The sequence below is a fragment of the Nocardioides immobilis genome, assembly GCF_003515065.1.
In the GTDB taxonomy this organism is placed as follows: Bacteria; Actinomycetota; Actinomycetes; order Propionibacteriales; family Nocardioidaceae; genus Nocardioides; species Nocardioides immobilis.
The window spans coordinates 1-18,726 of the sequence record NZ_QXGH01000027.1; the positions used below are offsets into that span (position 1 = coordinate 1).

Here is an 18,726-nt window from a genome sequence, read left to right on the forward strand (position 1 = left end):
CCACCAGGGCTACCAGCTACGCCAGCTCGGCCTCGGCACCTACCGGTGGACCACACCCCACGGCCTCGGCCGCCTCGTCACCACCACCGGCACCCGAAGATTCCAACCCCTCCAAGGCCCCGGAGACATCGTCGGCGAGATCTACTACCCGGACAACGACCGCGGGTAGGAGTCGTTCAGCAGCAGCTCGCCGCGCGACAGCTGCACGGGCGTCCACCGCCCTCCGCCGGCCGGCTCGAGGTAGCGGAACGAGGTGCGCAGCAGCGCGCCTGCGGCGGTGTCGCCCTTGAGGTAGTGGCCGAGCCAGGCCTGCGTGTAGACGCTGCTGAGCGCCTGCCCGTAGCGGCTGGCGGGCAGCACGAGCGGGATGTCGGTGAACTCCAGGTGGGTACTCGCTCGCGGCACGACGACCATCGACTCGACACCGGCGGCGCTCCAGGTGTCGAACCCGGTGGCCCGCTCCCGGTGCGGGTCCGGGCCCTGAGGGCTCGGCGTCGGCGTGAGCGACGAGGTGCCGGAGAGGTGCCACGGCGTCACGGTGAAGCCGTGCTCCGCCTGGAGCGCCAACGCCGGAACGACCGGCCGGACCGCGTTCTGGCCGACGGGCGCGTTCGTGACCGTCCGGCCCCGCGGAGTACGACGCCGCCGTGCGCTGGTACGGGCTACGCCGGCGAAGAGCTGTGTCACGATGGCGCCCCTCCCGGACAGGGGACTGGCATGGGCCATCACGGGGCCGACCCGGCTGACACGATGCGCGAAGACCGCTTCCGGCGGATCTACGCCGAGCACTTCTCCACTGTTCTCGGCTACGCGCTGCGCCGCGCGTCGTCCGACGACGCCGCCGACGTGACTGCCGAGGTGTTCCTCGTCGTGTGGCGCCGCCTGCCCGAGGTGCCCGAGCCGCCGGCGACCAGGCTCTGGTTGTACGGCGTCGCCCGCCGCACGCTGGCCAACCAGCGCCGGGGAACGCGTCGCCGCGACGACCTCTCCACCGCGCTCCGCCAGGAGCTCGCCGGTGCCGTGCCCGACCACGCCGATGCGGCCGTCGCGCGGATCGACGCCGCAGCCGGGATCGCGGACCTCGCCGCGCGGGACCGGGAGGTGCTGCGGCTCGCGACGTGGGAGGAGCTGGAGCCCCGCGAGATCGCAGAGGTGCTCGGGTTGTCCGCGGTCGTCGTCCGCAAACGACTGAGTCGGGCCCGCGCGCGGCTCCGCGAGGTCACCGGTCACGAACCGACGCCGCCCGGACACGTCCGAGGTGTCCGCGAAGCCCAGGAAGTCCACGAGACGCAGGAGCCCCAGCGATGAACCCGATCACCGACGAGCAGGTCGACCAGCTGCCCCTGGACCGGTCACGGAGCGACCTCCTGACCGCGATCGTCAGCACTCCCGTCGACGCGGAGGTCCGCCAGCTCGCAGATCGCCCGCGGCGTCGTACGGCGGTCCTGGTCGGTGTCGCCGCCGCCAGCGTCGCCGCGATCGTGGCGCTGCCGGTGTGGCTCGGCAAGGACGACCCGGCCACGCCGCCGGCCGAGGGCCCGTCGTCGCCGCAGATCGCGTCGACCGGGCCGTCGGCCCCTGCGGACGGCCGGCTCTACCCCGTCGCGCGGGGGACGCTGCCCGACGGTTGGGAGTACGGCGGCGTCAGCTCGCGGCCGATCGTGCACCTCGGCTACGGCCGAGAGATGCAGTACGAAGGCGATTCCGTCGGCATGCAGTTCGACATCGAGATCAGGGACGCCGAGGACTACGACGCCATCGTGACCGAGGAGACCACCCAGGGTGGCCACCGGGCCGGGACGATCGACGTCGACGGTCGAGAGGCCCGGGTCTGGGCGCTCGTCGAGAAGCCCGGAGCCGGTACCGGTGAGTGCACGACCGGATGCGTCACGCACTGGTCGGCGATCACCCCGGTCGAGAACGGGCAGTACGTGCTGATCATCGGCGCGGGCTACGGCCCCGGCACCCTCGCCGAGGACGAGTGGCGCGCGCTGGTCGCCTCGGTCGACCTGACGGACCTCGCCGGCTTCCGGGCCTGGGCGCCACCCGATGTGGTCTTCGGGGACGACATCGCCGCGGCCACCGACGACGCCTTCGCGGGGACTCGGTTGCCGGACGGCTTCGAAACCCCCGCACCGCGCTGGTCCGACTTCGTGTCGAGCGGCACCGTGCAGATGGAGGCTGCGTTCCTGGCAGCCTGCGCCTGGGTGGCGGAGTACGACGACGGCGACCCGGCCGCTCGCTCCCACGCCCTCGAGGAGCTGGAGGCGGTCGACCAGTGGCCGCTGTACGACGAGCTCTCGAGCATCGTCCAAGGCCTCCTGGACACCTACGCCGAAGCCGTCGAGGACGGCACCGCGAGCCGGAACTGCCCCCGACGCTGACGGACTGCCAGGCCGGCTCAGGCCCGGGCGTCGCCGCCCCAGTTGGAGAGCTTGGTGGCGACGGTGTGCAGGTCCTGGCGCCAGACGGTCTCGCTACCGGGCGGGATGATGTCGTCCCACTCGGCGGCGGGGGAGCCGAGGACCGGCATCAGGCCCTTGGTCCGCGCGAAGAACCAGACGTGGAAGTGGGCGCCGCCGTCGCCCCAGCGGCTGACGTGCACGCGGCCGATGTTGGGCAGGTGCTCGATGATCCGCACCAGCCGGTTGCTGATCCGCCCGAACTGCGAGGCGATCTCGTCGTCGAGCTGGCCGAAGTCCTCGTGCTCGCGGGTGTGCAGCATCAGCACCAGCGGCAGGCCGGTGGGCTGGCCCGGGTGGGTGAGCACCCAGTGCTCGTCCTCCCACACGATCCGGTCGGCGACGATCCCGTCGACGCACTGGCCGCAGGGCTTGGCGGGGTCCTCCCCGTACCGGCCCGGCTCGTCGGCCGGCGGCTGGATCACCTTCGGTGCGAGAGCGCCGTCGACGACCTCCCACGGGAAGATGTCCCACTCGCCCGACGGGGGCATCGGCAACCGACCCCCGTCGCCGGTGGTGGCGACGATCCGCTGGTAGACCTCTTCGGCAGACTCCGGCATGGCGCAAACTGTGCCACCACGGTTCGGGGCAGAAACGTCCGGCCCCGTGCAACGATCGGGCCCGAGCCGGACATGGGAGGGGCATGGGCCACCTCGACGCTCAGGACGAGACGTTCCGACGCCTGTACAGCGCGCACTTCGACGCTGTGCTGGGCTTCGCGCTGCGCCGTACCGACCGTCCCGAGGACGCCGCGGACGTCACGGCGGACACGTTCCTCGTGGCCTGGCGGCGGTTGTCCCACGTCCCGGGCGGCGACGCTGCGCGTCCGTGGTTGTACGGCGTCGCGCGCCGGACCCTCGCGAACCACCGGCGCGGCGACGGCCGGCGTGCGGCCCTCGGCGAGCGGCTCCGGGTCCAGCTGACGCGTGCCGTGGCGGACCTCGCCGACGAGGTCGTGCACCGCGCCGACGTGACCGCGGCGATGGCCCGGCTGAGCGCCCGCGACGAGGAGATCCTGCAGCTGCACCTGTGGGAGGGCCTGGAGCCGCGCGAGATCTCCGAGGTGCTCGGGCTGCCCGGCGCCGTCGTACGACCCCGTCTGTCGCGGGCGAAGGCACGCCTCCGGCAGGTCCTCGGCAACGATCCCGGCCCGGCCGGACATCTCCCCAGCACACCGCTTCCCGTCTCCTCGAAGGAGGGACCGGCATGAGCCCGCACCGCAAGATCACCGACCAGGGCGTCGCCGGCCTGCCCATCGCCGAGGGCCGGGCCGAGCTCCTGGAGGAGATCATGACGAGCACGTCCACCACCCAACGGACCTCTCGCGGGCTGCTGGTGCCCCTCGCCGCCGCGGCCGCCGTGGTCGCGGTCGCCGGCGGCGCCTGGGCGCTCACGACCGGCGACGACCCGGACATCGCCCCGCGCGAGTCGGGCTTCGGCTCGGACCCGAGCGCGCCGGTCGCGTCGACGAGCGAGCCTGCGGGGACGCCGACCGGGAAGGGGCAGGACACCTGCGTCGTCAGCTACGCGGAGGGGGCGACGCCGCCCGCGACGGACGGCCCCGAGTTCAAGAAGTGCGAAACCGTGATCCTCGAGGAGCAGCAGCCTGGTGACGTCGTCGAGGACGAGCGCTACCAGCGGCCGCCGCGACCGGTGCTCATCACCGCGAACGGGTGGGAGGTCGACGGCGTCTACAACATGGACCTCGACTGGACCGGCCCCGGCGATGCCGAGGTGCACCTGACCTGGGTGCAGACCGAGGCCGAGCCGTTCGCGTACGACCGCTACCAGCGCCGGGGTGAGCGGATCGACATCCTCGGCCTCGTGGGCCGGCTGACCGGGTTCACCGAGCAGGGCAAGGACTACCAGGTGCTGTTCACCTCCCCGGTCCAGAACGGGGGTCCCGGGCTGCTCCTCGAGACCAGCTCGCTCGGGCCGGCGGAGTTCCGGGCGCTGGTCGAGTCGCTGCAGTGGGTGAGCCTCGCCGAGTACGACGCGGTCGTCCGGCCCGCCGTTGGCTGAGTGACCGCGGCGGTCCCTAGGCTGTCGTTCGTGACGCTCGCCAACATCCCGCCCGCGCCCGTGCTGCCTGGCGCCCGCCATGTCCACTCCGGCAAGGTGCGCGACCTCTACGAGCTGACCGAGGGGCCGTACGCCGGCAAGCTGCTGATGGTGGCGAGCGACCGGCTGTCGATCTTCGACTACGTGCTCGAGACGACGATCCCGGACAAGGGCGAGATCCTGACCCGGATGTCGCTGTGGTGGTTCGAGCAGCTCGCGGACGTGGTCCCCCACCACATTGTCAGCGCAGCGTCGACCGACCTTCCACCCTCGGTGGCCGGCCGCTCGGTCATCTGCGACAACCTGGCGATGTACCCCGTCGAGTGCGTCGCCCGCGGCTACCTCACCGGCTCCGGCCTGCTCGACTACGACGCGACCGGTGAGGTCTGTGGCGTCCCGTTGCCGGCAGGACTCGTCGACGGGAGCCGGTTGCCGGAGCCGATCTTCACGCCCGCCACCAAGGCCGACCTCGGCGACCACGACGAGAACGTCTCGTTCGACGCGGTCGTCGACACGGTCGGCGCGGAGGTGGCCGCGGCGCTGCGGGACCTGACGCTGGCGGTCTACTCCAAGGCGGAGGGGATCGCCCGCGAGCGGGGGATCATCCTGGCCGACACCAAGCTCGAGTTCGGCGACCGCGACGGCGAGATCGTGCTCGCCGACGAGGTCCTCACCCCCGACTCCTCCCGCTACTGGCCCGCCGCCGAGTGGCAGCCCGGCCGCGCGCAGCCGTCGTACGACAAGCAGATCGTGCGCAACTGGGCGCTGTCGCCCGGCTCCGGCTGGGACCGGACCTCCGGCGAGGCCCCGCCGCCCCTGCCGCCCGAGGTCATCGAGCGCACCCGCAACCGCTACCTCGAGGCCTATGAGCTGCTGACCGGCGAGACCTTCTAGACTCTGCCCCGTGGCCCGAGTCGTCGTAGCTGTCATGCCGAAGCCCGAGATCCTCGACCCGCAGGGCAAGGCGGTGCTCGGGGCACTGCCGCGACTCGGCTTCACCGGCGTGAGCGACGTCCGTCAGGGCAAGCGCTTCGAGCTGGAGTTCTCCGGCGAGGTCACCCCTGAGGTGCTCGCCGAGGTCGAGAAGATGGCGGAGACGCTGCTGTCGAACCCGGTCATCGAGAACTACGCCGTGACGGTCGAGCAGTGAAGGTCGGGGTCGTCACCTTCCCCGGCTCCCTCGACGACGTCGACGCGCAGCGCGCGGTCCGGATCGGCGGCAACGAGGCGGTCGCCCTGTGGCACGCCGACGCTGACCTGAAGGGCGTCGACGCGGTCGTGCTCCCCGGCGGCTTCTCGTACGGCGACTACCTGCGTTGTGGCGCCATCTCCCGGTTCGCGCCGGTGATGGCGGAGGTGGTCCGCGCGGCCGGCAACGGCCTGCCCGTGCTGGGCATCTGCAACGGCTTCCAGATCCTGTGCGAGTCCCACCTGCTGCCCGGTGCGCTGATCCGCAACGACCACCGCAAGTTCGTGTGCCGTGACCAGGTGCTGCGGATCGAGAACAACCGGACCGCGTGGACGTCGTCGTACGACGAGGGCGCCGAGATCACCATCGTGCTCAAGAACGGCGAGGGCGGCTTCGTCGCGGACGCCGACACGCTCGCCCGGATCGAGGGGGAGGGGCAGGTCGTCGCCCGCTACCTCGAGGTCAACCCCAACGGGTCGCTCAACGACATCGCCGGCATCACCAACGATCGCGGCAACGTGGTCGGCCTGATGCCGCACCCCGAGCACGCCGTCGAGGAGCTCACCGGCTCCGGCACCGACGGGCTCGGGTTCTTCACCTCGCTGGCCGCCGCGACGTTCGCCTGATCATCGCGATGACCCCCCGCAACGTCTTCCGCACCCTCGCCCTCACCGAGGCGATCACCTGGGCCTGCCTGCTGGCGGGCATGTTCGTGAAGTACGTCGTCGGCACGACCGAGGTCGGCGTGCAGGTCGCCGGCCCGATCCACGGCGTCGCGTTCATCGGCTACTGCCTGGTGACCGTCGTGGTCGCGATCGACCAGCAGTGGTCGCGCGGCCGCCTGCTGCTCGGCCTGGCCTCCTCGGTCCCGCCACTGATGACGGTCTGGTTCGACCGCCACGTCGAGAAGCGCGGCGGGCTCGACGACCACTGGCACTCCCGGCACGACAGCGACACCGCCGCCCAGCGCGCCGTCTGCTGGCTGCTGCGTCATCACCGGCAGGCGATCGTCGGCTTCGTCGTCGCCGTCGCGGCGCTCACCGGCATCGCGCTCCTGGCCGGACCGCCCGTCGGCGGCTGATCCGCCCGCGAGGGGGCCTCAGCCCCGCCCGGCCCGCATCTTCGTCCAGGTGGCGGGGTTGACGATGCCGGTGGCCTTGAGCCCGACCCGCCGCTGGTAGGCGCGGACGTCGGCGGCCGTCGTACGGCGGAAGATGCCGGTCACCCTGCGCTGCAGGGACGGGTCGGCGGCGTTGAGGGCGCGCTGCACCCGGCGGACATGGAGGCCGGTGGAGCCGATCTTCTGCGCGTACTCCGCGCCCTGGGCGAGGATTCCGACCCAGTTGGCCGCGCTCCAGGTCGTGCTGACCGCGAACCCGCGGCTCTGCTGCCACGACTGGACCGCCTCGATCGTCGCCGCGTTGTAGCTGCCCGACAGCTTGCCGCCGTAGTGGCCGCGCTCCAGGAGCAGGCACTGCAGCGCCTTCACCTTGTTGGGGGCCGGCGTGTAGCCGGCGTCCGGCTCGCGGAGGGCCGGGAACAGCTCGAAGTCGAGGTCGACGCCGCCGCAGTGCTGCTCCGGAGCCGCGAACCGCCCGCGGCCGACGTCGAGGAAGTTGCGGTCGATGTTGATGGTGACGCCGCCCCAGGTCTCGTTGTGGCCGCCCTGGTACTGCTTCACCCGGCCGCCGGGGCGCCACCCGTCGTCACGGATGTACGACGTGGAGGTGTTCGCCACGCCGTCCCAGCGCGCGATCCAGATCATGTCGGGCAGCGTGTAGGCACCCGGCCGCTCGACCCGGGCGTCGTCGAGCACCTCGATGCCCGAGCCGGCGCTCGAGTACACGCCGGAGACGTAGTTGAGGGCGTGGAGCTTGTTCGTCCACGCGCTGAGGAACGCCAGCGCCGACTCGCGACACCGGTAGTTGCTGTCGTCGAAGGCCTCGAGGTCGTACCAGAGCGTGCTGCGCGGCACGATGCCCAGCGCCTTCGCCGCCTCGACCGCCTTCGCCGCCTCGGCGCGACCCTGGCGCCGTGCGTACGGGAAGCGGTCGTTGCGCCCGGGGCGGGCGTTGATCACCGGGTCGTCGTCGTACCGCGGGAACCGGTCGCTGCACGACGCCTGGGGACCCAGCGTGATCGGCAGCAGCCGCCAGCCCTTGCGGAGCTGGGTGCGGATCCACGTGGGGGTGAGGTTGGGCTGGCTGCGGCAGGCGCGGGAGTTGCCGGAGATGTAGATGCCGACGGAGAGGAACGGCGAGTGGTTGAGCCAGGCATCCATCGCCTTCTGCGTGGGCGCCAGGCACTGGTCGAAGCCGAAGCCGCGGAAGTCGCCGGGCGTGACCGGGTTCGGCTCGGCAGCGGCGGGTCGGAACGGCGCGAGGACCGTCACGATCGCCAGGGCGAGAGCAGTGACGGTGGACCGGGCAAACATCTCAACTCCAGTGGTGAAGGGGTTCGTGCGTGAGGCTGGCGCATCACGATAACCACGCTGATCACACTGGTAACAGGGATGACCATGAACTACAAACCTGTAGTTCGCTGCGCAGACCGATACGGTTCTGCCGTGGCCAGGCTCGTGGTTCTGCTCGCCTCGGCCGTGGCCGGGACCTGCTGGCTGCTCGCGCTCCTGCTCCCGTGGACGAGCACCGGTGCACTGTCCTCGGCGTCACTCCTCGACGCGGTCGAGCTGATCCGTCGCGGCACGGTCGACGCGGTCATGCCCTCGTCGGTGGCCGTCGTGCTGCTCGTGCCCTCCTTGGCCGGGATCGTGGTGATCGGGGTGGTCGGGTTCGCCGGGCGCGCGGCATCGGTCGTCCGGGGCGCGGCGCTCGTGCTCGGGTCCGTGGCGTCCGTGGGCATCGGTTGGCGGCTGACCGGGGTCGACGCCGGTGCCGCCGGCCCGGGAGCCTGGGTCGCACTGGCAGGCGTCGCTGCTGCGGTCGCTGCTGCCGTTGCGACCGCGATCCCGGCCGTGAAGTCGCGGATTCGACCCAGGTCGGGCCCGGCGCCGGACTAGGCTTCGCAGCCATTCAGGTGCGGCGCGGGGCCGCCCACCTCAGCAAGGAGTTCCACATGGGTTTCTGCACGTCATGCGGTGCGCAACGGGCGAGCGAGACCGACCGGTTCTGCCGTTCGTGCGGCATGCCGCACGAGCCGGCGCAGGCCTCCGACCAGTGGACGATGCCCACCACGCCCCCGCCCACCGGGCCACCGCCGACCATGCCAATGCCGACGACCCCGCCGCCACCGGCCCCTCCGGCTCAGTGGCACCCCACAGCACAGCCGCCCGGAGCGCCGTACGCATCGGTCGTCGGCAACGGAGGCAACGGAGGCAACGGCGGCGGTGCGGCGGCCGGCAAGATCGTCGCGATCGTCGGTCTGGTCGTTGCGATGATCGCCGCGGGGTTCGTCGGCTGGCACTTCTTCTGGCCGCGCGGCGGCGCCGGATCGCCCGAGGAGGCGGCCGAGAACCTCGTGCTCGCGGCCGCCGACCAGGACGCGGTCGGCGTGCTCGACATGGTGAGCCCGGCCGAGGTCGAGGGCATCGACGACGTGTACGCCGCCGCCCGCGACCGCGCCGAGGACGAGGACCTGGTCGAAGGTGACGGCGTCACCGAGGCCCTCGACGTCGAGCTGTCCGACCTCGAGTGGGAGGTGGACGAGCTTGGGGACGACCTGGCGCTCGTGACCCTGGTCGACGGCACGTACGACGTGAGCTGGGACCCGGACGAGCTGCCCGAGCGCCTCGACTTCCTGGCCGACGCGAGCGAGGAGGAGTCGGAGTCCGGCGACCTCGAGGAGCTGTTCGACGGCGAGGAGCCGTCGGTGACCACGGTCAAGATCGGCGGCCGGTGGTACGTCACCATGTTCGGCACGATCGCCCACTACGCCTACCAGGACGGCGAGGAGCAGGCTGACTACGAGGACATCTCGCTCGAGGACCCCGACTGGGACCTGGCCGGAGAGGACGTCGAGGCGATCATCGGTGACGACCCGGAGGAGGTGATCGAGAACCTCGTCGAGGCCGTCAACGCCGGCGACGCGGAGGAGGTCCTCGCCAACCTCCCGGAGGACCTGGTCCGGCCGCTGCGGCCCTACGTCCCCGTCATCGAGGGTCTCCAGGACGAGGCCAATTGGGGCGAGGAGATCGGCCTCACCGTCGACGCGACCGACCTCGAGCTCGAGACGGAGGACCTGGACGACGGCAAGGTGAAGGTGGTCATCGAAGAGGGCACCTTCTCCGGGACCGCGTGGGAGGACGACTACGACGACGACTCGGGCTCGGTCGAGATCGACGGCGACTGCGTCGACGCCTACGAGAACGGTGAGTACGAGGAGGGCGGCTGCCTCAGCGACGAGGAGTACGCCGCCGACCTCGGCATCGACGAGTTCTTCTTCGTGGTCACCGAGGTCGACGGGGGCTACCAGGTCGACCCGACGGCGACCTTGGTCGAGTACGCCGGACTCGCGATCGAGAACTTCAGCGACGACATGGTCGACGAGATCATCGACGCGCTCGAGGACGAGTTCGACGGCAGCGACGACTACGACTACTGACCGATTCCCTCGAATAGAGTGCCGCCACCATGAACTGTTCGCACTGCGGAACCCCGAGCGTCCACGCTGACCAGCGGTTCTGCGGGAACTGCGGCGGCGATCTGGCTGCTGCGACCCGGCCCGGGGTCGAGCCGCCGCCGGCCTATCACCCCCCGGCGCGCGTGACCGGTCCGCTGTTCGCCGACGACCCGTCGACCACGCGCCCGGCACCGGGAGGCCAGCAGCCGCCTCCGCCCGTCCCGGCGTACGCCGCCGTGCCCCCGCAGCAACCGGCCCCGGTGCCCCAGCCGCCGCTCCCGGCCTACGACGACGGCCGGCGCAACCGCCGACGGACACCGGTCCTCCTGCTCGCCGTGGCAGCAGTGGTCGCCGCGCTGATCGGAGCCGGCGGCGTCGTCCTCCTCTTCGGCAGCGATGACGACGACCGGGCGTCGGACACCTCGGCGGAGGACCGCGGCGACGGGGTCGACGCGACGACCGACACGACGACCGACACGACGACCCAAGGCGAGGCGACCACTGCGACCACGACGGCGACGGAGTCGGAGAGCGCCGAGCCCGCGTCGTACCGCTGCTGGCACGGAGGCCCGCCCGTCACCCGGCTCGTGGACTGCGCACCGCCGAGCGGGGCGGCCGGGCTCGCATGGGTGTTCCCGTCCTCGGACGAGAGCACCTGTTCCCCGAGCGTGGGCGTCCAGCGGGCGGCCGAGGTCGACTGCTCGCCGCTCGTCGACGGTGACCCCGTGCGGTTCCACTACAGCGAGTGGCGCTCACGGGCGGCGCTGGAGACCTACTACGGCGGCAACACCGTCGCCACGATCGCCTCTCCCGGGGGCCGCGGCGACCTGACCGCTGCGCGCGTGGAGTCCCGCGCCTCCGACGTGGGCTACAAGGTCGCCGTCTACTACGCCGACTCGACGGCTGTCTGGTCGGTGACGATCTATGCCGCGGACGAGGCGCAGTACCTCGCCGCGGTCGACCTGCTCGAGGCCCGCCCGTTCCGTCAGCTGCGCGGCGAACGGGAGTGACGCGCTACTCGAGCTGCTCCACGTCCAGGTCGTGCGCGAGGTCGAACTCGCTTCCGCGCACGGCGCCGAGGCCGAGCAGGTCCGTGACCAGGTTGGCGACGTCGCCGTTGCGCACCGGCTGCGGACCGCCGTACCCGGGCTGCCCGTCGCCGGGATCGCGGTAGTCGGGGTTCAGCGCGTAGAGGTCACCCGGGGTGATGCCCGGGCCCCAGACGACGAACGGGACCGTGTAGTTCTCCGGTCGCGTGCGGTCGCTGTGGGTTCTCGTGCCCGGTAGGCCGCCGTGGTCCGCGGTCACGATCACGACCGTCTCCGCCGCCAGCTCGGGGTCGGCGACGATCGCGGACACGACCCTGTCGACGTCGGCGTCGGCCCGCGCGACCGCAGTGAGGTACGACGCGCTGCCCCAGCCCTTCTTGTGCCCCGCGGAGTCCGGTCCGGCCAGGTGGAGGAACACCAGGTCGTGCTCCTGCTTGTGCAGGTCGGTGATCGCAGCGGTCACCAGCGCGGGCTGCCTCGGGTTGATCACGAGCTGGTCGATCGCCCGCGGCCAGGCTCGGCCCCACATCTCGAACTTCTCCTTGCCGGCGAACACCGCGCTCTCGCCGCCCGCGTCGTCGATGGTCGAGAAGACCGACTCGGTGCCCGGCGCGACCGACTGGTGCGAGGTGTAGTTCCACGTGACGCCGTGGCCGCCCTGGCTGGCGTCGACCCGCAGCCCGGTGACCATCCCGGTGTGGTTCGGCAGGGTCACCGTCTTCTCCACCTCGGTGCGCGCGTTGAGGGTGCCGGCGCCCTGGGCCAGCAGGTCCGCCAGCGCCGGCGTCGACTCCTTGGACACCCACAGCGACCCGAGCCCGTCGACGGAGATCACCACGACCCGCGGGTCGTCCGGGAAGTCCTGGCCGGCGATCTCCTCGGCTGCCTCCCCGAGCCCGGGGTTGGCGTCCGACCCGTCGCCGCGGCCTCCGCCGTCACCAGTGCCGTCGCTGCCGCCGTTGCCTCCGCGATCCCGCGGTTCGTCGGTGCCGCCGGTGCCGGAGGTGCTGGTCGTGCCCCCGCCAGCCCCGGCCGGTTCGTCCTGGTGCCGCACCCACCACAGTCCGCCGGCGGCGATGGCGACGACGAGCGCGACCAGAGCCAACGTCGCCGCCGTCGCGCTCGGCCTGATCGGGGACGTCTGCCGCATGGGGGCAAACCTAACCGTGCGGTGAGAGACCGATAGATTTGCGCCGTGCTGGACACCGTCTCCCTCGCTGCGACCGACCCCGACCGCGAGCAGCCGTGGGCTGACCTGGGGCTCAAGGCCGACGAGTACGACCGGATCCGCGAGATCCTCGGTCGTCGCCCGACCAGCTCGGAGCTGGCGATGTACTCGGTCATGTGGAGCGAGCACTGCTCCTACAAGTCGTCCAAGGTGCACCTGAAGCAGTTCGGCGAGATTCCCCAGGAGACCCCGGTCGGCAAGATGCTGGCCGGCATCGGCGAGAACGCCGGCGTGATCGACATCGGCCAGGGCTACGCCGTGACCTTCAAGGTCGAGAGCCACAACCACCCGTCGTACGTCGAGCCCTACCAGGGCGCCGCGACCGGCGTCGGCGGCATCGTCCGCGACATCCTCGCCATGGGCGCCCGGCCGGTGGCCGTGATGGACCCGCTGCGGTTCGGCCCGCTCGACGCCGAGGACACGCACCGGGTGCTGCCCGGGATCGTGGCCGGCGTGGGCGGCTACGGCAACTGCCTCGGACTGCCCAACATCGGCGGCGAGGCGGTCTTCGACGCGACCTATCTCGGCAACCCGCTGGTCAACGCCCTGTGCGTGGGCGTGCTGCGGCACGAGGACCTGCACCTGGCCAAGGCGTCCGGCACGGGCAACAAGGTGATCCTGTACGGCGCCCGCACCGGCGGCGACGGCATCGGCGGCGTGTCCGTGCTGGCCAGCGAGACCTTCGACGCGGACGGCCCGGCCAAGCGGCCCAGCGTCCAGGTCGGCGACCCGTTCATGGAGAAGCTGCTCATCGAGTGCACGCTCGAGCTCTTCCAGGCCGGCGTGGTCGCCGGCATCCAGGACCTCGGCGGCGCGGGCCTGTCCTGCGCGACCTCCGAGCTCGCCTCGGCCGGCGACGGCGGCATGCGTTGCGAGCTCGACCGGGTGCCGTTGCGCGACTCCACGCTCGCTCCCGAGGAGATCCTCATGAGCGAGAGCCAGGAGCGGATGATGGCGGTCGTCGAGCCCGGCGACGTCGACGGCTTCATGGCGATCTGCGCGAAGTGGGACGTCGAGGCCGTCGTCATCGGCGAGGTCACCGACAGCGGCCGGCTCGAGATCACCTGGCACGGCGAGACCGTCGTCGACGTACCCCCGCGGACGGTCGCCCACGACGGCCCCGTCTACGAGCGCCCGTTCGAGCGCCCGGACTGGCAGGACGCCCTCCAGGCCGACGGCGCCGAGGCGCTCCCGCGGCCCAGCTCCGGCGACGAGCTCCGCGAGACGCTGCTCCGGCTGGTGGCCAGCCCCAACCTCTGCGACAAGTCCTGGATCACCGACCAGTACGACCGCTACGTGCAGGGCAACACCGTCCTCGCGCAGCCGGCCGACAGCGGCATGATCCGGGTCGACGAGGACACCCACCTCGGCGTCTCCGTCGCGACCGACTGCAACGGCCGGTTCGCCAAGCTCGACCCGTACGCCGGCGCCCAGCTCGCGCTCGCCGAGGCCTACCGCAACGTCGCCACCGGCGGCGCCCGGCCGCTCGCGGTCAGCGACTGCCTCAACTTCGGGTCGCCCGAGGACACCGGCGTGATGTGGCAGTTCGCCGAGGCCTGCCGTGGCCTCAAGGACGCCTGCGTCGAGCTCGGCATCCCGGTGACGGGCGGCAACGTGAGCCTCTACAACCAGACCGGCGATACGGCGATCCTGCCCACCCCGGTGGTCGCGGTGCTCGGCGTGATCGATGACGTACGACGCCGCACGCCCACGTCGTTCCCGGGGGCGGACGAGCGCGTGGTGCTGCTCGGCACCACCCGTGAGGAGCTGTCCGGCAGCGAGTGGGCCCACGTCGTCCACGGCCACCTCGGCGGCCGGCCGCCGCAGGTCGACCTGGCCGCCGAGCGCGACCTGGCCCGGCTGCTCGCCGACCTGGTCGGCGTCGCCACCAGCGCACACGACCTCTCCGACGGCGGACTCGCCCAGGCGCTGGCCGAGTCCTGCCTCGGCGAGGGGGTCGGTGCCACGATCACGCTCGAGGGTGTCGCCGCCAGTGCCTTCGTCGGCCTCTTCTCCGAGTCGGCTGCCCGCGCGATCGTGACCGTGCCGGCGGAGGGGCTCGAGGAGCTCCGTGCGCTCTGCGCCCGCCACGACGTGCCGATGGCCGAGATCGGGACGACCGGCGGCGACGCACTGGTGGTGGAGGGGGCGTTCGACCTGCCCCTGGACGAGCTCCGGTCCGCCTGGACATCGACCCTGCCGGCGGCCCTCGGCTCCTGAGCGCGGCGTCCGATGGAGGTGCGCCAGGCCTACGGCGAGGACCCCAACCAGTTCGGAGAGCTGCGGGTCCCCGCCGGGGAGCCGCGCGGCGTCGTCGTCGTGGTGCACGGCGGCTTCTGGCGGTCGCGGTACGACCTGTCGCTCGGACAGCCGCTGGCCCGTGACCTCACCGAGCGTGGCTGGGTGACCTGGAACCTGGAGTATCGCCGGGTCGGCCCGGGACCGGGCGGCGGCGGGGGCGTCCCGGCCACGTTCGACGACATCGCGACCGGCATCGACCACCTCGCGCGGCTCGCCGACGACGGCCTGCTGCCGCGGCGAGCGCTCGACCGGGTGGTCGGGCTCGGCCACTCGGCGGGCGGTCACCTCGTGGCCTGGGCGGCCGGTCGCGGACGACACGCGCCCTGGGGCCCGCCGCTGGTGCCCCTCACCCACGTCGTCGGCCAGGCGCCGGTGATGGACCTGGTCGCTGCGTCGCGCGACCGGCTCGGCGACGGCGCGGTGGAGGCGTTCCTCGGCCACACCCCGGGGCCCGAGGACGCGGCGCTGGACCCGACCCAGCAGCTGCCGCTCGACGTACCCGTCTGGTGCGTGCACGCCCCCGACGACGACGTCGTGCCGTTCAGCCAGTCCACCGACTACGTCGCGCGCGCCAGCGCTGCCGGCGCGACGGCCGAGCTGGTGGAGGTCACCGGCGGCCACTTCGGCGTCGTCGACGGGTCCCACCCCGCCTGGGCGGCGGTGCGCTCGATCATCGACGGCGTCCGCTGACCGCGAGATACGGTGAGCGCGTGTCGATCGAGGAGGGCTACCGACCGCTCGAGCCGGGTGTGCGCACGGACTTCACCCAGGAGCTCGACTACGCGGGCTACCTCCACCTCGACACCCTGCTCTCGGCGCAGCACCCGCTGAGCGACCCGCAGCACCCCGACGAGCTGCTCTTCGTCATCCAGCACCAGACCACCGAGCTGTGGTTGAAGCTGATGGTGCACGAGCTCGTGGGAGCGCGTGGGTTCCTCGACACGGACGACCTCGCCCGGGCGCGCAAGAGCCTGGCGCGGGTCAAGCACATCCTGCGGACCATCACCGAGCAGTGGTCCGTGCTCGCGACGCTGACCCCGAGCGAGTACGCCGAGTTCCGACACGTGCTCGGTCCCGCATCGGGCTTCCAGTCGGTGCAGTACCGCGCCGTCGAGTTCCTGCTCGGCAACAAGAACGCCCAGGTGCTGAAGGTGTTCGCCGGCAACCCCACCGCGCACACCTTCCTGACCGAGGTGCTGGAGACGCACACCGTCTACGACGCGTTCCTGCGGCTCGTCGCCCGCCGCGGGCTCCCGGTCCCGGCGACCGTGCTCGAGCGCGACGTGAGCCGGCCGTGGGTGGAGCAGCCCGAGCTGGTGCCCGTGTTCCGCGAGGTCTACGAGGACACCACCGGGCACTGGGACCTCTACGAGACCTCCGAGGACCTCGTCGACCTCGAGGACGCGTTCCAGCTGTGGCGGTTCCGCCACCTCCGGACCGTGCAGCGCACCATCGGGTTCAAGCCGGGCACGGGCGGCTCGTCCGGCGTCGCGTTCCTCCGCCGCGCGCTCGACCTCACCTTCTTCCCGGAGCTGATCACGGTGCGCACCACGATCGGCACGTCGTGACCGACGGAGTCGACTGGGCTGCCCGGGCAGCCGCGCTGGACGCCGCCGACCCGCTCGCGTCGTACCGCGACGCCTTCGTCACGACCGGCGAAGTGATCGCCTACCTCGACGGCAACTCGCTCGGTCGACCCCTCCGCGCCACCCGCGAGCGACTCGCCGGGTTCGTCGACGGGCCCTGGGGCGACCGACTGATCCGCGGCTGGGACGAGGGCTGGATGGCCGCCCCGACCGAGCTCGGCGACACCATCGGCCGGGTGTGCCTCGGCGCGGCGCCCGGCCAGACCGTGGTCGCGGACTCGACGACGGTGCTGCTCTACAAGCTGGTGCGGGCCGCGGTCGACGCCCAGGTCGGTGCGGAGCCGGGCCGGACCGGGATCGTCATCGACACCGACAACTTCCCGACCGACCGGTTCGTCGTCGAGGGCGTGGCGGCCGAGCGCGGCCTCGAGCTGAGCTGGATCCGTCCCGACCCCGACGCAGGTGTCACGCCAGAGCAGGTCCGGGCGGCCGTCTCGGAGCGTACGGCGCTGGTCCTGCTGAGCCACGTCGCCTATCGCTCGGGGCAGATCGCCGACGTCCGCGCCATCACCGAGATCGCCCACCAGGCCGGCGCGCTCGTGCTCTGGGACCTCTGCCACTCGGTCGGCTCGGTCGAGGTCGCCCTCGACGAGCACCAGGTCGACCTGGCCGTCGGCTGCACCTACAAGTACCTCAACGGCGGGCCCGGGGCGCCCGCGTTCGCCTACCTCGCGCAGCGCCACCACGGCCGGCTCCGGCAACCCGTCCAGGGCTGGATGGGCGCTGCCGACGTGTTCGCGATGGCCGAGCGCTACCAGCCGGACGACGGCATCCGCCAGCTCCTCAGCGGCACCCCGCCGATCGTCGGGATGCTGCCGATGCGGGACATGCTGGCGCTGATCGACGAGGCCGGGATGCCCGCCGTCCGCCGGAAGTCGGTTGCCCTGACCGGCTTCGCGGTCGAGGCAGCCGACGCGCTGCTGTCGCCGTACGGCGTCCGCCTCGCCTCGCCGCGCGACCCCCGGGTGCGCGGCAGCCACGTCACCCTGGACCACCCGGACTTTCGTCAGGTGACCGCCGAGCTGTGGCGTCGCGGCGTGATTCCGGACTTCCGTCCGCCGCACAGCCTGCGGGTCGGCCTGTCTCCGTTGAGCACCTCGTTCGCCGAGGTCGCCGCCGGCCTGTCAGCCGTCGCCGAGGTGCTCAGTCCTCGGCGTCCTTCTTCTTCTTCTCCGTCTCCCACAGCTTGAGCTTCTCGTCAGCGGTCACGGTGAGCCGTTCCCGTCCGTCCCAGGTTCCCCAGCTGTTGAGCATCGTCAGCTTGTAGGTGAGCTTGACGACGAGCGGACCCTGCTCGACGTCGTCCTCCGGAACCTCGAAGACCACGTGGGCGGCGGCATTGCAGCCGAAGCCGCTCGGGCACTGGTCGCTCTCGTCCTCGGTCGACAGCCGGTACGCGGGCTCCTCGCCGTCGATCTCGGCCTTCAGCTTGGCGTTCCGGCCGGCGTAGCGAGCGCCGCTCCCGAACAGGTCGGTCTCTGCATAGACGCCCAGCTCCGTCGACACGGTCAGGGCGAGCCACATGCTGCCCTCGGGGGCCCACTCGCCGGCGGCGTACGGCGTCAGCACCGGCCCGACCAGGTCGCAGATGAACTCGGCGTTGACGGTGCGGGTGTCGAACCAATCCGCCTCGTCGCACGGCTTCTTGCGCAGCTTCTCGTCCTCGATGTCGTAGAGCGGGGCCGCCCGGTCCTCGTCGCGCGATCCGGTCTCGAGGTCGATCGACTGGGTGACGCCGTCGAACTCGATCTCCAGCGACCGCTCCTCGGCGTTGCCGTCGACGACGACGTAGAAGGACTCGCCACCCTCCGCCGCCGGGTCGGGCGGGCGCAGTCGGTACTGCTCGTCGTCGGTCACCAGCTCGACGATCGGCGTCTGGTTGGTGGCGAAGATGCCGTCGAGCCGGTCCGAGCTCCAGGGGTCGTACTGCCAGGTGATCGGCACCAGGACCGTCCCCGCCGGGGCGTCGACCTCCTCCCGGATGCGGGTCTCGTCGGCTGTTGCGCTGTCGACGGGCTCGGCGGCGTGGATCAGCAGCCGACCGGTCGGGAGTGCCACGTCGGCCTCCTGGCCGTCCTCGAACTGGTTGTCCGCCCGGGCCTGGATGACGTCGCCGGCCTCGGGGGCCTGCGATTCCTCGTTGCACGCTGCGAGCAGCGAGGTCAGCACGAGGACGAACGAGCCGATGACTGCGCGCGCCTGCATGCTGCCC

The 18,726-nt window shown here is 71.9% G+C and carries 20 protein-coding genes; 15 read left to right on the top strand and 5 right to left on the bottom strand.

Going from position 1 to position 18,726, the window contains the following annotated elements; genetic code table 11:
* Positions 1–144 precede the first annotated feature (144 nt).
* On the bottom strand, positions 145–687 hold the full coding sequence (locus tag D0Z08_RS21175) for a hypothetical protein (RefSeq protein WP_182481414.1): 543 nt from the start codon (positions 685–687) through the stop codon (positions 145–147).
* A gap of 30 nt (positions 688–717) precedes the next feature.
* On the opposite strand from D0Z08_RS21175, the gene D0Z08_RS21180 reads away from it, so the two are divergent.
* Both D0Z08_RS21180 and D0Z08_RS21185 read left to right on the top strand, forming a co-directional pair.
* Positions 718–1,308 (top strand): RNA polymerase sigma factor, encoded by a 591-nt coding sequence (locus D0Z08_RS21180; RefSeq protein ID WP_245994275.1) that lies wholly within the window; start codon positions 718–720, stop codon positions 1,306–1,308.
* Positions 1,305–2,384: a hypothetical protein gene (locus D0Z08_RS21185; protein WP_118927267.1), complete on the top strand. Its 1,080-nt coding sequence runs from the start codon at positions 1,305–1,307 to the stop codon at positions 2,382–2,384. The genes D0Z08_RS21180 and D0Z08_RS21185 overlap by 4 nt, the downstream gene beginning before the upstream one ends.
* 17 nt (positions 2,385–2,401) lie before the next feature.
* Here D0Z08_RS21185 and D0Z08_RS21190 read toward each other — a convergent pair whose 3' ends face one another.
* On the bottom strand, positions 2,402–3,022 hold the full coding sequence (locus tag D0Z08_RS21190) for an HIT family protein (protein WP_118927268.1): 621 nt from the start codon (positions 3,020–3,022) through the stop codon (positions 2,402–2,404).
* A gap of 83 nt (positions 3,023–3,105) precedes the next feature.
* Between D0Z08_RS21190 and D0Z08_RS21195 the strand changes: the two genes are divergently transcribed.
* From D0Z08_RS21195 to D0Z08_RS21220, 6 genes are read left to right on the top strand one after another with little or no spacing between them, the layout of a single operon-like run.
* Positions 3,106–3,672, top strand: coding sequence for an RNA polymerase sigma factor (locus D0Z08_RS21195; protein WP_118927269.1), 567 nt, complete (start codon positions 3,106–3,108; stop codon positions 3,670–3,672).
* Entirely contained in the window at positions 3,669–4,484 is an 816-nt protein-coding gene (locus tag D0Z08_RS21200; RefSeq protein WP_118927270.1) for a hypothetical protein, read from the top strand. The genes D0Z08_RS21195 and D0Z08_RS21200 overlap by 4 nt, the downstream gene beginning before the upstream one ends.
* Positions 4,485–4,514: 30 nt before the next feature.
* The gene (locus D0Z08_RS21205; RefSeq protein ID WP_182481415.1) at positions 4,515–5,417 is read left to right on the top strand and encodes a phosphoribosylaminoimidazolesuccinocarboxamide synthase; all 903 of its coding nucleotides are present in this window, start codon (positions 4,515–4,517) and stop codon (positions 5,415–5,417) included.
* Between the two features lie 10 nt (positions 5,418–5,427).
* Positions 5,428–5,673 (top strand): phosphoribosylformylglycinamidine synthase subunit PurS, encoded by a 246-nt coding sequence (gene purS, locus D0Z08_RS21210; RefSeq protein WP_118927271.1) that lies wholly within the window; start codon positions 5,428–5,430, stop codon positions 5,671–5,673.
* Positions 5,670–6,338, top strand: a complete 669-nt coding sequence (purQ, locus tag D0Z08_RS21215; RefSeq protein ID WP_118927272.1) for a phosphoribosylformylglycinamidine synthase subunit PurQ — start codon at positions 5,670–5,672, stop codon at positions 6,336–6,338. The genes purS and purQ overlap by 4 nt, the downstream gene beginning before the upstream one ends.
* Positions 6,339–6,346: 8 nt before the next feature.
* Positions 6,347–6,793, top strand: coding sequence for a DUF3817 domain-containing protein (locus D0Z08_RS21220; protein ID WP_118927273.1), 447 nt, complete (start codon positions 6,347–6,349; stop codon positions 6,791–6,793).
* 18 nt (positions 6,794–6,811) lie between these two features.
* Here the strand turns inward: D0Z08_RS21220 and D0Z08_RS21225 are convergent, their stop codons facing one another.
* The gene (locus D0Z08_RS21225) at positions 6,812–8,146 is read right to left on the bottom strand and encodes a glycoside hydrolase domain-containing protein (RefSeq protein ID WP_118927274.1); all 1,335 of its coding nucleotides are present in this window, start codon (positions 8,144–8,146) and stop codon (positions 6,812–6,814) included.
* A 132-nt stretch (positions 8,147–8,278) separates the two neighbouring features.
* On the opposite strand from D0Z08_RS21225, the gene D0Z08_RS21230 reads away from it, so the two are divergent.
* From D0Z08_RS21230 to D0Z08_RS21245, 3 genes are read left to right on the top strand one after another with little or no spacing between them, the layout of a single operon-like run.
* Positions 8,279–8,731 (top strand): hypothetical protein, encoded by a 453-nt coding sequence (locus tag D0Z08_RS21230; RefSeq protein WP_118927275.1) that lies wholly within the window; start codon positions 8,279–8,281, stop codon positions 8,729–8,731.
* A gap of 56 nt (positions 8,732–8,787) precedes the next feature.
* A complete protein-coding gene (locus D0Z08_RS21240; RefSeq protein WP_147381495.1) occupies positions 8,788–10,272 on the top strand; it encodes a zinc ribbon domain-containing protein in 1,485 nt (494 codons plus the stop codon).
* Positions 10,273–10,301: 29 nt separating this feature from the next.
* On the top strand, positions 10,302–11,300 hold the full coding sequence (locus D0Z08_RS21245; protein WP_147381496.1) for a zinc ribbon domain-containing protein: 999 nt from the start codon (positions 10,302–10,304) through the stop codon (positions 11,298–11,300).
* 4 nt (positions 11,301–11,304) lie between these two features.
* On the opposite strand, the gene D0Z08_RS21250 is transcribed toward D0Z08_RS21245, so the two are convergent.
* Entirely contained in the window at positions 11,305–12,489 is a 1,185-nt protein-coding gene (locus tag D0Z08_RS21250) for an alkaline phosphatase family protein (RefSeq protein WP_118927279.1), read from the bottom strand.
* A gap of 45 nt (positions 12,490–12,534) precedes the next feature.
* Here D0Z08_RS21250 and purL point away from each other — a divergent pair, with 45 nt between their 5' ends.
* From purL to D0Z08_RS21270, 4 genes are read left to right on the top strand one after another with little or no spacing between them, the layout of a single operon-like run.
* Positions 12,535–14,787, top strand: coding sequence for a phosphoribosylformylglycinamidine synthase subunit PurL (purL, locus tag D0Z08_RS21255; protein WP_118927280.1), 2,253 nt, complete (start codon positions 12,535–12,537; stop codon positions 14,785–14,787).
* Between the two features lie 12 nt (positions 14,788–14,799).
* A complete protein-coding gene (locus tag D0Z08_RS21260; protein WP_118927281.1) occupies positions 14,800–15,558 on the top strand; it encodes an alpha/beta hydrolase in 759 nt (252 codons plus the stop codon).
* 20 nt (positions 15,559–15,578) lie between these two features.
* Positions 15,579–16,436 (top strand): tryptophan 2,3-dioxygenase, encoded by an 858-nt coding sequence (locus D0Z08_RS21265; RefSeq protein ID WP_118927282.1) that lies wholly within the window; start codon positions 15,579–15,581, stop codon positions 16,434–16,436.
* Positions 16,433–17,704 (top strand): kynureninase, encoded by a 1,272-nt coding sequence (locus tag D0Z08_RS21270; RefSeq protein ID WP_118927283.1) that lies wholly within the window; start codon positions 16,433–16,435, stop codon positions 17,702–17,704. Before D0Z08_RS21265 ends, D0Z08_RS21270 begins: the two co-directional genes overlap by 4 nt.
* Here D0Z08_RS21270 and D0Z08_RS21275 read toward each other — a convergent pair.
* A complete protein-coding gene (locus D0Z08_RS21275; protein WP_147381497.1) occupies positions 17,658–18,719 on the bottom strand; it encodes a hypothetical protein in 1,062 nt (353 codons plus the stop codon). The two genes, D0Z08_RS21270 and D0Z08_RS21275, sit on opposite strands and share 47 nt — an antisense overlap.
* Positions 18,720–18,726: the final 7 nt, after the last annotated feature.

Coding starts and splice junctions, on each gene's coding strand:
- D0Z08_RS21180 (WP_245994275.1), top strand. CDS start 718: ATGGGCCATCACGGGGCCGACCCGGCTGACACGATGCGCGAAGACCGC.
- D0Z08_RS21185 (WP_118927267.1), top strand. CDS start 1,305: ATGAACCCGATCACCGACGAGCAGGTCGACCAGCTGCCCCTGGACCGG.
- D0Z08_RS21190 (WP_118927268.1), bottom strand. CDS start 3,022: ATGCCGGAGTCTGCCGAAGAGGTCTACCAGCGGATCGTCGCCACCACC.
- D0Z08_RS21195 (WP_118927269.1), top strand. CDS start 3,106: ATGGGCCACCTCGACGCTCAGGACGAGACGTTCCGACGCCTGTACAGC.
- D0Z08_RS21200 (WP_118927270.1), top strand. CDS start 3,669: ATGAGCCCGCACCGCAAGATCACCGACCAGGGCGTCGCCGGCCTGCCC.
- D0Z08_RS21220 (WP_118927273.1), top strand. CDS start 6,347: ATGACCCCCCGCAACGTCTTCCGCACCCTCGCCCTCACCGAGGCGATC.
- D0Z08_RS21225 (WP_118927274.1), bottom strand. CDS start 8,146: ATGTTTGCCCGGTCCACCGTCACTGCTCTCGCCCTGGCGATCGTGACG.
- D0Z08_RS21240 (WP_147381495.1), top strand. CDS start 8,788: ATGGGTTTCTGCACGTCATGCGGTGCGCAACGGGCGAGCGAGACCGAC.
- D0Z08_RS21245 (WP_147381496.1), top strand. CDS start 10,302: ATGAACTGTTCGCACTGCGGAACCCCGAGCGTCCACGCTGACCAGCGG.
- D0Z08_RS21250 (WP_118927279.1), bottom strand. CDS start 12,489: ATGCGGCAGACGTCCCCGATCAGGCCGAGCGCGACGGCGGCGACGTTG.
- D0Z08_RS21260 (WP_118927281.1), top strand. CDS start 14,800: ATGGAGGTGCGCCAGGCCTACGGCGAGGACCCCAACCAGTTCGGAGAG.
- D0Z08_RS21275 (WP_147381497.1), bottom strand. CDS start 18,719: ATGCAGGCGCGCGCAGTCATCGGCTCGTTCGTCCTCGTGCTGACCTCG.